The organism is Desulforapulum autotrophicum HRM2 (genome assembly GCF_000020365.1).
Lineage (GTDB): Bacteria > Desulfobacterota > Desulfobacteria > Desulfobacterales > Desulfobacteraceae > Desulforapulum > Desulforapulum autotrophicum.
On the sequence record NC_012108.1, the window covers coordinates 2,901,696 to 2,914,566 of the forward strand.

At 39.6% G+C, this 12,871-nt stretch carries 13 protein-coding genes; 10 read left to right on the forward strand and 3 right to left on the reverse strand.

The genetic code is table 11. From position 1 onward, the window contains the following. The first annotated feature begins 47 nt into the window (after nt 1-47). Both HRM2_RS12640 and HRM2_RS12645 read left to right on the forward strand, forming a co-directional pair. Nucleotides 48-728, forward strand: coding sequence for a transposase zinc-binding domain-containing protein (locus HRM2_RS12640; protein ID WP_015904401.1), 681 nt, complete (start codon nt 48-50; stop codon nt 726-728). Between the two features lie 199 nt (nt 729-927). Further along, nucleotides 928-1,803: a glycosyltransferase gene (locus HRM2_RS12645; protein ID WP_015904402.1), complete on the forward strand. Its 876-nt coding sequence runs from the start codon at nt 928-930 to the stop codon at nt 1,801-1,803. Nucleotides 1,804-2,233: 430 nt separating this feature from the next. Here HRM2_RS12645 and HRM2_RS12650 read toward each other — a convergent pair whose 3' ends face one another. Then, nucleotides 2,234-3,874 carry an IS1634 family transposase gene (locus HRM2_RS12650; RefSeq protein WP_012663325.1) on the reverse strand — a complete coding sequence of 547 codons (1,641 nt, stop codon included), beginning with the start codon at nt 3,872-3,874 and terminating at the stop codon, nt 2,234-2,236. 84 nt (nt 3,875-3,958) lie between these two features. On the opposite strand from HRM2_RS12650, the gene HRM2_RS12655 reads away from it, so the two are divergent. Together HRM2_RS12655 and HRM2_RS12660 are read left to right on the forward strand one after the other, a co-directional pair. Further along, complete coding sequence (locus tag HRM2_RS12655) at nt 3,959-5,005, forward strand: nucleotidyltransferase domain-containing protein (RefSeq protein WP_015904403.1); 1,047 nt, start codon at nt 3,959-3,961, stop codon at nt 5,003-5,005. Nucleotides 5,006-5,039: 34 nt separating this feature from the next. Continuing rightward, nucleotides 5,040-6,482, forward strand: a complete 1,443-nt coding sequence (locus HRM2_RS12660) for a sugar transferase (RefSeq protein ID WP_015904404.1) — start codon at nt 5,040-5,042, stop codon at nt 6,480-6,482. 78 nt (nt 6,483-6,560) lie between these two features. On the opposite strand, the gene HRM2_RS12665 is transcribed toward HRM2_RS12660, so the two are convergent. Next, nucleotides 6,561-6,842: a type II toxin-antitoxin system RelE/ParE family toxin gene (locus HRM2_RS12665; protein WP_041273247.1), complete on the reverse strand. Its 282-nt coding sequence runs from the start codon at nt 6,840-6,842 to the stop codon at nt 6,561-6,563. Next, nucleotides 6,835-7,068 carry a ParD-like family protein gene (locus HRM2_RS12670; RefSeq protein WP_041273248.1) on the reverse strand — a complete coding sequence of 78 codons (234 nt, stop codon included), beginning with the start codon at nt 7,066-7,068 and terminating at the stop codon, nt 6,835-6,837. The genes HRM2_RS12665 and HRM2_RS12670 overlap by 8 nt, the downstream gene beginning before the upstream one ends. Before the next feature lie 98 nt (nt 7,069-7,166). Here HRM2_RS12670 and HRM2_RS12675 point away from each other — a divergent pair, with 98 nt between their 5' ends. The 6 genes from HRM2_RS12675 to HRM2_RS12700 all read left to right on the forward strand — a co-directional run bounded on the left by HRM2_RS12675 (nt 7,167) and on the right by HRM2_RS12700 (nt 12,864). Further along, nucleotides 7,167-8,228, forward strand: coding sequence for a VanZ family protein (locus tag HRM2_RS12675; protein ID WP_041273249.1), 1,062 nt, complete (start codon nt 7,167-7,169; stop codon nt 8,226-8,228). Then, nucleotides 8,225-9,133 carry a phosphoenolpyruvate carboxykinase (ATP) gene (locus HRM2_RS12680; RefSeq protein WP_015904407.1) on the forward strand — a complete coding sequence of 303 codons (909 nt, stop codon included), beginning with the start codon at nt 8,225-8,227 and terminating at the stop codon, nt 9,131-9,133. Before HRM2_RS12675 ends, HRM2_RS12680 begins: the two co-directional genes overlap by 4 nt. Continuing rightward, the gene (locus tag HRM2_RS12685) at nt 9,120-9,437 is read left to right on the forward strand and encodes a PqqD family protein (protein WP_015904408.1); all 318 of its coding nucleotides are present in this window, start codon (nt 9,120-9,122) and stop codon (nt 9,435-9,437) included. The genes HRM2_RS12680 and HRM2_RS12685 overlap by 14 nt, the downstream gene beginning before the upstream one ends. Beyond that, the gene (locus HRM2_RS12690; protein ID WP_015904409.1) at nt 9,409-9,948 is read left to right on the forward strand and encodes a S24 family peptidase; all 540 of its coding nucleotides are present in this window, start codon (nt 9,409-9,411) and stop codon (nt 9,946-9,948) included. Before HRM2_RS12685 ends, HRM2_RS12690 begins: the two co-directional genes overlap by 29 nt. A gap of 162 nt (nt 9,949-10,110) precedes the next feature. Then, a complete protein-coding gene (locus HRM2_RS12695; protein WP_015904410.1) occupies nt 10,111-10,941 on the forward strand; it encodes a PEP-CTERM sorting domain-containing protein in 831 nt (276 codons plus the stop codon). Nucleotides 10,942-11,019: 78 nt separating this feature from the next. Beyond that, nucleotides 11,020-12,864 carry an ABC transporter ATP-binding protein gene (locus HRM2_RS12700; protein WP_015904411.1) on the forward strand — a complete coding sequence of 615 codons (1,845 nt, stop codon included), beginning with the start codon at nt 11,020-11,022 and terminating at the stop codon, nt 12,862-12,864. Nucleotides 12,865-12,871: the final 7 nt, after the last annotated feature.

Sequence of the window (12,871 nt, forward strand, 5' to 3'; positions counted from 1 at the left end):
AAATAGTTCTTGAATTGTGATAAGCATTTGTATCATAATCAAACTTTATGAAAACTATTTTCCAAACAAATAAAGACAGAGGTGTCTTTCAAGAAATATTCCTCGATCACTGGCCTTCCTTTAAAGCAAAGCACGACGGGTATGATGACCCTCAGTACACCATTCCAGTCCAGAAAATGCTTGATTGTGGAAAGGAAAGTGGTGGATATGCTGAGTATAGATGTGTTCATTGTGGTTTTGATTTATTTCGGGTGGGGTTTAGCTGTAAGAGTTGTTTTTGTTTATCCTGTTCCAAACTGTATGTTGATGAATTTGTAGCACAAGTCAGTAAAATGCTTCATCCCGGTGTCGTTTACAGGCATATAGTGCTGACATTACCAGAACAGTTGAGACAGCCTTTTTACAGTGTCCGTCATGATGGTGATTTGTTATCAAGGTTGATGAAAACAGGTCATCAATGCTTGGAGGAAGTTGTTTTCGTTGCTCTTCGCCGAAATGTAAAAATAGGGACAATGATCGTTGTGCAAACTCATGGACGTTCGGGACATTACAATCCCCATTTACACATAATAATGACCAGTGGTGGAATCAAGGAAGATATCGATAGTTGGTTCGATTTAAGATATTTCAAGTATGAAATCATACATAAAAAATGGCAATATCATTTGTTTCGCATGGTGAAAGATTACTTTAAAGTTCCTGAAATCAAAATAGTTTACAATAATTAATTAGGAATACTTGAGGAAATATTTTATCAGTCGTTTTTAACACCTTTTGAGGCCATTTGCATAACCCCCAGTTACATCCTAACCATTTTTTGGAAGATTTTATTTTGCTCATGAGCCTTATTGAACAAAAAGATTTTTTAGACAGGTGGCCAAAAAAATTAAAACGCAGATCGTAAAATAGTTTCCACAAAATTTCGTTATGATTCGTAAATTAAAAAAAATACTATTTAGATATTTAAAAACCGGAAAGCTGGTTTTTATCGGAAAGCCTGTATACAAAGCGATTATAACTATTGAACTTTTATTTCATCGTTTGGTTGATTTGTGTGCTCGAACCGGTTCTGGTTCACAGGATAATCTTAATTCTGATTTAACTGTCCTTGTCAAGACCTTTGAAAGACCTCGAACGGTAAAACGGCTTATTAAAAGCATAAAAAGGTTTTATCCCAACCTTAGGATTATTCTTGTTGACGATAGTAAATATCCTGTTCAAATCAATGGAATAGAAACTGTGGTTATGCCATTTGACAGCGGTATATCCGCCGGAAGGAATAAAGCGTTATCACTGGTTAAAACAGAATTTGTTTTAGTGCTGGACGATGATTTTGTTTTTTTTAGAAAAACCGACCTTGTCAATGCCCTTAAAAGAATTAAAGCCAATCCAAATATTGATATTTTAGGGGGCGAAGTCATAGATCTTCCATTTTACAAAACCTTTGACTACTATACAGCTCCCATATTTGCAACAGTGGCTCAACCGACAATGCCAACTGGATCATTAATTGATGGTATGCCTGTGCTTGACAAGGTTGCAAATTTTTATATCGGCAGGACCCATGCTATAAAAAAAATCAAATGGGATAACCTATTAAAAAGGTTAGATCATGCTGACTTTTTTACCAGGGCCAAAGGCGTTTTGACATCTGTTTTAACAGATGAGTTTAAATGTCTTCATGCCAGAACCATTTATAATAGAACTTATATGAGTTTCCGAAACAATCTAAAAAGAGATCAGATATACTTGTTTCTAAAATACAACCATGAATCTAATATTAAAAACCCTCAGATGCCATAAGTTGCCTTGTACGTATCCATGAATTCAACTATGAGCAATGAATTAAAAATAATTATTTTGTGTTCAAAAATAGAGCTTGATTATGAATTAAGAGATCGCGTTAAACAACTATTAAACGAACACTCAATTGACTGGAATATTGTCTATAATGTTTCTATAAAATGGGGGGTCTTGCCCCTCGTATATATCCATTTTACCCACATTGAGCAGGTATGTTTATTCTTTTTCTGAATTATTCGATAATATTTTTTTGCGGGCATTTTTGAACCTGAGAAACATTTTTAAGAACTCGTTTTTAAAACTTTCTTCCATTTTAATCTCCAACAATGCTCAAATAAGGATTCAGAATTAAATAACGCCGAAACGATTCATCGGGCCATGGGTGTTGTCAATTAATTCACATTCTAAAGGCTTTTTTAACGCTGATGCATTAGCATTTCAGGCAGTTGTTTTGAAATCGAGATACCACTTGATAAATCTTTGCAACAGAATCTCCCAAAAGCGTTAATATTTTTCTGCGTAATTCACTAACTCCTTCTAACATTACTTTAACCTGCTGATTTTCCCTAATTACAACATGATTGATCCCCTCCAAAATTTGAAAAATCCATCTCATGGTGGGACGTTTACTGGGTTGTTTAATCTGATTAGGAATGGTTTCATTCAGCTTTTCCAACGCTTTTCTTAAGCGCCTCTGTGCTATAGTGTAAACAAGTAAGGATAAAGTCATCACCATTATCAGGCCTTCAATCCTGGATGGTTTTTCCAGGAAAAACGCAGAGGCAAAACACAAAGAACTCTTCAAAAAGCCAAACCCTTTCTCAACATGATCTTGTTTTTGATAGGCTTGAAGCACCTCAACATCACTCAACTCAGATTTAGGGATATTGCTGCCAATGATAAAGCAAGCCCTTTCCCGCACGATTTGTTTGATTTGTTCCAGGTCTTTTTCAGCTTTAAATTCAATTTGATATTTGATTTCAAAGGGAGTGCTTTTACCAGGTCTACCTTTGCTCAGATATTTTTTATGTTCTTTGATTTCAACCGCTTTCACCTGGTGATATTTCCACTTTTTATGCAATTTCTCCAGGGACGCCCTGGCCTCAGTCTCCGTTTCAAACCTTTGAGCCTGTAAATGATAAAGCGCCTTATCAATCTGAGTTTTTTCTTTAATGCTGGCTTTTTCTACTGTTTTTTCAGAACGATTAAAAGCAGCTTCAGAAAAAACTACAATCCAGCGTTGCTGGATCTCATAATGCTCTATTTCAAGACAAGTATATTTTCTTTGTTCATCCCAACTTTCCCAAATATCATGATTTAAAGCATTCTGAATTGATGTCTTAGCTGGTTTGTTTGTTTCCGGAATTCGAGTGATAAAATTCAAAGAATTTAGGTGGATAGCATTTTCTTTACTATAACCTTTTGAATCCATAATCAGATAGCGTGGGGCTTCCATATCATTCCAGGCTTCTACCAGTTTTTTAGACCGATGCTGGAAAATAGTATTATCATTAGAATTTCCATCCCAACATTTCATCAAAAGCGGAATTCCCCCATCTTGAGATGTCATCATTTCCAAGACCACTTGTTTCAGATCGGGTCGATGATCTTTCGAATAACCATGGGTAATCGTGACCGCTTGAGTATCTTGATCTGGCAGATTTTCACCAGTCACAGAAAAGCTGGTGGTATCTTCGCAGCCAAAGCTACAATCAACCTGTTCCTGCTGACAAACTGATGCTGCTAAACTTCCAAACAACGCCTCACAGCCATAGGCATGAGCCACATCCAGAGTACGCCCTAACTTAAACCGGTTGAAATGCTCGGCTTGCACTCCCGGACGAAATAAGACTTCCAGTGGTTTATTCTCAAAAAACTGAGGTGTCAAAGAAAGAGGACGATCAGTAAAACCAAGACCATTAAGAATCATACCAGCAATCGCTTCTCCATGGCTAATCTCTGACAGATCATGGACTCCTAACAGACTATCAATTTGTTCCACTAATTTCAGGTCTTTAATTACACCGGCTACAACACCATAATGATCTAAACGATTTATTTCTAATTCCATCTTCCTCTTCTCTTTGCATCTTTCTTTGTGGTGATTTAAGTTGGAGGCATCTTAAATCATTTTTTAATTAAATGCACCTGCTCAATGTGGGATTTTAAAAATGAATTTTCAAATGATATCCCCGAAAGGGTAATAAAAAAGTTTCAGAAGTATTTCATTGGTAATGTGGGCAGAAATGCACTTCTCTCCAATGAACAGTTCAAACTGACTGATATGCTGGAAAAGGCTGGCATTCTGGTCATGCCACTTAAAGGCCCCTTTCTATCATATGTGGTTTATGGGAATGATTCTTTAAGGTTCTCAAGTGATATAGATATTTTTGTCAAAGAGTCACATGCTATCGAAGCCAGGGATCTTTTAATTGCTAACGGATATCAATCTCTTGATAAAATAGATTTCAAATATGATAATTTTTATTTAAAAATTGAGCATGCTTTTAATCTTCACAACCCCAATAATAATATATGTGTTGACCTCCAATGGAAGATTTTGGGCAGCTATACTTCGGAACCGATAACCATTGAAAAAATTGAAAGCAAATTAATCAAACAACATTACGGCGATCGTTTCATTAATCAGTTATCGCCTGAGTACCTGTTGTTTTATCTTTGTGTTCATGGAAGCAAAGACGGATGGCGCAAATTTGAGTGGATCTGCTGCATTTCTGAATTTTTAAAAAAACACACCGATTTTGATTGGGAGGAGATATATCGTTTATCCAAAAAAGAAAACTGTTTTAAAAAACTTCTGTTAGGGCTTTTTCTGGCAAAATCATTGTGTGATGCCCCTTTACCTCAAAAGGCAGATACATACATAAAGCAAAACCCCACGGTCATTAATGCAGGTCGAAAATTCATTGAATTATATCTAAACAATAAAAGCGTGGCAGCAAGTTTTACAGACAATAGTACTTTTTCTCCATTTAACCTTCAAATACAAGATGATTGGCGCAATATAGCCCGCTATATAATCAGGCAGATTTTTAAACCAACGGCTAAAGATTTAAGTCTTTTCCCCTTACATAAAAAACTTGTATTTTTATACTATATTTACCGTCCATTAAGGCTTCTATGGCGAATTTTTATTTATTCATTTAACAAATTCAGCCGAAAATCATCCAAAATATTCTAATTTTATTTACTAAAAACAACCGGATAAATTCAGAATGCTTAGAGAACACAGCTCTTTAACGTTGGACCTGCAAAAAACGCTTGATATTAGTATTACAGGTTTTTCTTTTATTGCAGCCTATTTTATAAAAAGACATTTATTGCCTGGCAGTCTGAGCGGGCTTTCCATTGGACCGAACTACTACATTATCCTCTTGCTGATCATCATCTCCTGGCATATCTCATTCAAATGGATGGGCATGTATCTGTCCTACCGCAATAAATCGTTCTGGGAATTTTTTTTCATCATCCTTAAATCCTGTTTTCTAGGTATGGTTCTCCTGACTACAGGCCTGTATCTGATGCACATACAGGGGGTGAGCCGTCTGCTTTTAGTTCTCTTTATGGTACTTTGCATCTCAGGCCTCACTTTATCCAAGTTTATCGTCTACCGAACGCTCAGAAAAATAAGGTCCCAGGGGTACAACACCCGTAACTTACTGATTGTTGGCAGTAAAGCCAGGGCAATTGATATCATTCGGGCTGTGGAAAGTCATCAGGATTCAGGATACCTGATCCTTGGATGCTTTGATGTGGATGGAGAACTGGTGGGCAAAACGGTGATCAACGGCCATAAAGTGATTGGAAGTATCGGCGGCTTGGAAGCGTTCCTGGTGAACAACGTGGTGGATGAACTGATCTTTGCCATGCCCCTTAAAGAAATCATGTATGCAGACAAATACCTTGCCATTGCCGAGAACCTTGGGGTCAAGGTGCGGATTATTCCTGACTGGCAGGTAAACTTTCTCATGTACCGGCCAGGAGTTGCAAGGATCGCATTTGAGGATTTCCTTGGAATTTACACCATGTCCCTCCAGACAACACCCCAGAATGAAGGAAAGCTCTTTGTTAAAATTCTCCTGGACTACCTGGGTGGAGTGGTCTTTTTGATCCTCTCCCTTCCGTTGTTTGCCGTTATTGCTTCTGCCATCAAGCTCATTTCCAAAGGGCCTGTATTTTACACCCAGGAGAGGCTTGGACTCAACGGCAGGACCTTTGAAGTCTATAAATTCAGAACCATGGTCAACAATGCTGACGAGCTACGCAAGGAACTCCAAGACTATAATGAGGCAGACGGCCCAGCCTTTAAGATTAAAAAGGATCCCAGGGTGATTCCCTGGGTGGGAACATTTTTGAGGAAAACCAGCCTGGATGAACTTCCCCAGCTGTTCAATGTGCTTCGGGGAGAGATGAGCATTGTGGGACCTAGACCCCCCATACCCGCAGAGGTGGAAGAGTACTCCATGTGGCAGCGCCGCAGACTCTCCATGAAACCGGGACTTACCTGCTTATGGCAGATCGCACCTTCAAGAAATGATTTAACTTTTGACCAGTGGATGAAGATGGATCTTGAATACATCGACAATTGGTCGTTGTTTCTGGATTTCAAACTTCTGGTTCTGACCTTTAAAGCGGTGCTGACCGGTGCCGGGAGATAGCGGGGGCAGGCGCTGGGCTTATTGATGGGTGTTATTCACTGATAGTCCTAAAGATAACGCTGATAAACAAATTTTCTTTTATGATCGTTTTAAATTTCGATAAAAATTTTCATGTGAACCCAAAAGCAACAACATGCGGGTTTCTGGATCATACTCATAAGCCAATAAGGTCAACACCCCATTACACTTGAATTTATAAACAAACACACCTGCCAGGTCACCTTTTTTGGCTTCTCCAAGGGTCGGATCACGCATAATTTCGGAAACAGCATTGTCCACATCCGCTTTTTGATTTAAATGTAAACGCTTGTAAGCTCGTTTAAACATGGAAGTCTGTAAGACTTTAACACTATCATTCATTGTTGCCGTGTCCTTCTGCAACAAAGGGTGAAGAAAGCATCGGGCCTTCTGCACGGGCAATTAACAAATCGCGTATGAAATCTATTGGAAGGTCTGGATTGTCTAAAGCAGTTCTGCCCACAATCGCCCAAAACTCTATTTGTCCCGCTATTGTACGACGTTCTGCCCGTGCTTGTGCCCGGGCCTGACTATATAAATCATCATCGATTCGTACTGGTATTCCCATAATCTTACCTCAATTTATATGTAAGCTACTTTTGTAGTATAATGATAAAAACATCAAAGAGCAATAAAGAATTAGGGCACCTTGGCTGATTGGTTTCAATGACAAAAATTTTGCTTTTTATTTTTATAGCTGTTGTTACCATAGCCTGTCATACCTTTGTTGAACAATACGAAACAAGCGGCCCTGAAATGCTGACTGACGACTGGCGCATGCCGGACAACGAAAGTGGCAGGGCAGGGGAGGAAGAGAACGAATTCTCTCTATTTTCAGAAGATCAAAAAAAGAGTGTCGCTTTTAAACAGAGTATCCAATCTTTTCATATAGGTTCCATACTTAAACTGTCTGCGGATATGAAATGTGAAAATATTCGGCCCGGGAAAAAGCCATGGAATCTTGCAAGGCTTTTGCTGGTTCAACACGATGGACAAAAAGACCAGTGGAACATGCCACACTTGGTGGTATCCTTGTCTGGCACCCGGGACTGGAACCATTACAGCCAAAGTTTTACCATTGGACCAAAGACTAAAGCAGTCAAGATAATTGCCCAATTGAACCAATGCTCAGGTTCATTCTGGCTTAAAAACATCCACCTTAATTCTGTAACCCAGACACGAAGTTACACATGGGTTAAAACAGGCATCCTTTTTTCCTGGGGGCTTTTTGCAATTTTTTTAATGGGGAGTTGTTGCTTTGACGGCAACAGGACAATTTTACTCCGGGTGATGCTGGTTATTGCCTTTATTGCCATCATCATCGGTACCACCATGCCCGGGGAGATGAAAAACCAGGTGTCCAAGGAATTTCAAAACCAGATACAGACTGCCACTGAAGCCTTGAATGAAAACGAACCGATTTTAAACCTGTCCCCGGACTGGGGGATCCCCCCTGGGGTGATGGCATTCATACCAAAGGCAGGGCATTTTGGCTTTTTTCTATTCTTTGCCATGGTCCTTTGCCTGATCTTAAAACAAAAATTGGTCATTGTGCCCGTGACTTATATCATTTTATTAGCAGGGGGTACTGAGATGGCCCAGTTTTACGTAGAGGGTCGGACGCCCCTGCTGGCTGATTTTGCCATTGATACTGCTGGTGGCGTTTTGGGACTGGTACTGATACAGTTTACCCGTAGAAGCAAAGAAAAGGTCACGGGCGTGATATGAACATTCAGACTTACAGTAGATATTATTCTGCCGCCGGCATTACCTTTAAAATCATCTCTGAATTTCCCTTCACAGAAAACACCTTCCATCCCAAGTTCAGGCTTTTTGAGATAGAAGGGGCAGACAATGAAGATGTTCTACTTTATCATCATTTTAAAAAGTTTGATGAGTCTGTCCTCAATGAAAAACATCTGATATTTTCGAATGAATATCTGGAGGTGTATATAGATGATAATAATTTTTTCTATAAACAAAAAACATCCCAAAAATATAATATCCGCTATGATGCCGTTGCGGTTTTTAATAAACAACACTCCCTGGGACATGTATATGTAGAGGACATCAATAGTTCAGCATATGCTTGTGCTGCCCTGGATTCTCTTGTCTTTTTCGGTGGAGACCACTATCTTTTTTCAAATCTTCTGTCCAACAGAAACGGGATTTTGGTGCATGGGAACAGTCTATCATACAATAATCAGGGCGTTTTACTAATTGGCAGATCAGGAGCGGGCAAATCCACCCTTTCGGGTATACTTAAATCAGATAATTTTGATATGATCGGAGACGACCGAACAATTATCAAAGTTAATGACAACCAATATTATCTGTTCGGGTCATGGTGCCATGGGTCATTACCCGTTGTTTCCAATAAAAAATTTTTCTTTAATAAACTTTTTATCCTTGAACAATCGCCAGAAAATACTATAATCCCAATTAGCTCCAATCACGAAAAGTTAAAAAAAATCATGCAGAGTATTGTAAAACCGTTTGCAAAGGGTCCACAATGGGAAAAAATTTTTAACCTGGTTGATGGTGTTATTTCAAATATAGATTTTTATCAGTTAAAATTTAACCTTGACGGAGACATCAGTCAGCTAATAAAGGGATACTATGAAAGAGATTGATCCTGAAAAGGTATATATGATTTCAACGGATCTGATATCAAGACAAATTGAAGAATGCATCGTGATTGTCCCCCTTGATTCAGGAATCGGAAAACTTGATGAGGATCTTTATTCCCTTAACGAAACTGGAAAAGACGTCTGGGATATGATAGACGGTAAGAAGACTCTTGTGACGATCCTCCATGGGCTGTCAAAAAGATATAATACCAATCCAGAAGCGATACACGAAGATGTTATTGAACTGATTTCTGATCTTCTGGATAAGGGCCTGATCGTTGAAGTTAAAAAAAGTCCAACTGATTAGCAATGCATCCTTGGGGTTGTTGATCAAAGATGTGGTAGAAAAAAAATGTGCTATTAGGATTAAGGCAACGGGTTGCAGTATGCGGCCATCGATTCTTAGCAATGACATTATTACCATCAGCCCTTACCTGAACCTGAGTTCGTCCACTGGAGATATTGCAGCCTTTATACATCCTGCAACCGGCAGAGTGCTGGTTCACAGGATCATAAAAGAGAATGGCTCTTTTATGTTTAAAGGCGATAACAGGATTTCAAAAGATGGCTGGGTTGACCAGAACAATATCCTTGGATTTGTGGGAAAAGTTCAGCGGGGGGAAAAGGTATTCCTGTTTGAACCTGGTAAAGAGAAACAATACATCATCTGGTTATCAAGACTTAATATTTTTTTTGCAATTAGTCTTTTCGCGAAGATTTCAGGCACGCTATTTGCTTTACACAAAACAAGAAAAACAATTAAAGGAGCAAGACTATGGAAAAAAATAAAAAACTTATCTGGAAGAAACCGCAATTAATTATACTCAGTCAGAGTGAAACTAAGGAGAATTTGTTAGGTTCGACTGGTGGTGGGAACTCGCCAGGTATTCCTGATTTAGACGGAGATCACCTTCCTGGATAGGAATAAACGATCAAGAATGAATTTTGATTGCAATTAATTCTTTAATCTGGAGTCACTAATGAAAATAATTTTGTATTATCTATTTATGTTTTTAGGCGCAACTTGCCTTTCAGGGGCCACCCTATCTGCCCAGACAATAATCGACCAGACTGATAATCTTTCAACCGCTTGGTATATAAAGGATTTGAATGGTGAACCTGTAGAATATTTTGAGATTGATTCTGCGGGAACGACTACAAGAATTGACGTTGTTGGATCTACAAACATTTTTAACACAACACAAATTGAGATATCAAGGGATAGCGCCACTGGCATTGGATTTAGCATATTCACAGCTTTTAACGGCACCAGAAAACTAACTGACAACATCACAGTTAACCTTGCTGATTTTTTTCTGGATTTCGGCACAGCCAGTTATGGAATAGATTTAACCTATGACACAACTAATGGCTTCTTTTCCAAAGGTTTATACGAGCTTTTTGAGGAAGATAAAATTGCGTCCTGGAGTTTTTTTGAAAATTACCCAGGCCCTGACGCAAATAATCAAGGCCCTCATTTTGGTGGAAGTTATTTGGATAGTAACGGTAAAGACAACATAGCCTATGTGGATTTCAAACAAACATCTGAAAACTATAAAGGCGATATTACGGGTTTTAACCAGAATGGAACAACTGGTTCTTATACTTACGATTTCACTATCGGCAACGAACTATTAAAGACCATGGATATGAACTACCTGTCTTCCTTTGATTTCATGTTCGGTACTGCAGAGTGTGCAAATGATGTCATAATTGGGAGAAGCACAGTTCCAGAACCGTCTACCATGATTCTTCTGGGCTTAGGCCTGCTCGGATTCAGTGCAGCATCAAGAAAGAAACGTTTAAAATAACTGCAAGGATTAAGCAACTCAATAAAAGACAGGACAGAAGACTGGCCTGTCTTTTTATTTTATGTATAAACAAACCCGATGAATCCAACCCCCTTAACCACCAAGCTTAAAAACGCCATTCGCATAGACCGTGCCCTTGGGTTTGTCTGGCAGGCATCCCCCCTGTATTCAATGGTTTCAGGGCTGTTGGTTTTAATCCTTGGCGTCCTTCCCCTTGTTTCGCTCTACCTGATAAAGCTGATCATTGATGCTGTTACAGGGATAGACGCCGACCCTGAATCAAGCCTGACCGATCTTCTGGCTGACGGCAGTTTTTCAAAACCGGTTCTGTACATTGCAATGGCCTGCGGGGCAGGGCTGTTAACCGCCTTTTTTTCTTTTTTAGCCGACTATGTTAAAAAGGCCCAGGCCCTTACGGTTACGGATCACATGTTTTCCGTGATCCATGAGAAATCAGTGCACACGGACCTTGCCTATTATGAATCCTCCGAATACAAGGATATTCTTTTTCGGGCACAGAGGGAAGGGCCCTACCGGCCTACAAGTATTGTAAACGGGCTGTTCAGCGCAGGACAGAGCTTTGCTTCGTTTGCTGCCGTGTTTGCCCTGTTGTTCGTGTTCAACCCCTATTTATCTATTATCATGGTTGTCGCTGCCGTCCCGGGCGTTCTATTGCGGCTGAAATATTCTGAAAAGATCTACGCCTGGCAGGAACGAAGAACCGAAGATGAGCGCCGGGCCTATTATTTTCACTGGATGCTCACTGAAGATGCCCATGCTAAGGAATTCAGACTGTTTAACCTTGGCAGACATTTTATCGATCAGTTTAAATCCATTCGAAAGACCTTGAAACAGGAAAAGCTATACTTTGAAAAACGCCGGGCCTTTGGCGACTTTATTGCCGGGGCAAGCGGAACCATTGCCGTGTTTGGGTCTTTTGTCTATATCGCGTTAAAGACGGCCCAGGGAACCATTACTTTAGGGGATATGGTCATGTATTTCCAGGGATTTCAAAAGGGTCTTGGGTTTTTAAGAACCTTTCTTGAAAGTGGGGCCAGGATGTATGAGGACAACCTGTTTTTGTCCCATCTGTACAAATTTTTAGAATTAAAACCCCTTATCAAAGATCCTGAACATCCCCTGGCGCTACCTGAACAAATCACCCAGGGTATTGAATTCAAAAATGTGAACTTTTTTTACCAAAACAGTGAAAAAAAGGTAACTAATATACTAAAATGTGTTAATTTTTACATAAAAAAAGGTGAGGTGGTTGCCCTTGTTGGAGAAAACGGATCCGGCAAATCCACCATTGTTAAATTACTGGCAAGGTTGTATGACCCCCTTGATGGGGAAATTTGCCTGGATGGAAAAAATATTAAACAATTCAAGGCCAAAGATTACAGAAAAAAAATCTCTGTTGTATTTCAGGACCATATAAGATATCAATTGTCTGCCAGGGAAAACATTTACCTGGGTGATATTGACCAAAAGGACAATATCCACAAAATAAGACAAGCTGCCGTGCAAACAGAGATTGACAGCAAAATCGGCAGTTTCGCTTCAGGTTATGACACCATCCTTGGCCGTTGGTTTAAAAACGGGGAAGAACTCAGCATCGGCCAATGGCAGGCAATGGCCATTTCCAGGGCTTTTTTCAGGGACGCTGAAATGGTTATATTGGATGAACCCTCAAGCGCCCTTGACCCTGAAACAGAGCAGGCAATTTTTTCAAAGCTCAAACGACTGATCCATGGGCGCACGGCGTTGATCGTCAGTCACCGGTATTCCACGGTTCGAATGGCTGATCGGATTCTTGTGCTGGACAAGGGGCAGATTATCGAACAGGGTACCCATAAAGAACTGATCGAGCAAAATGGAACCTATGCCAGATTGTATAGCACCCAGGCCGGTGGTTATGCATGATTGGATT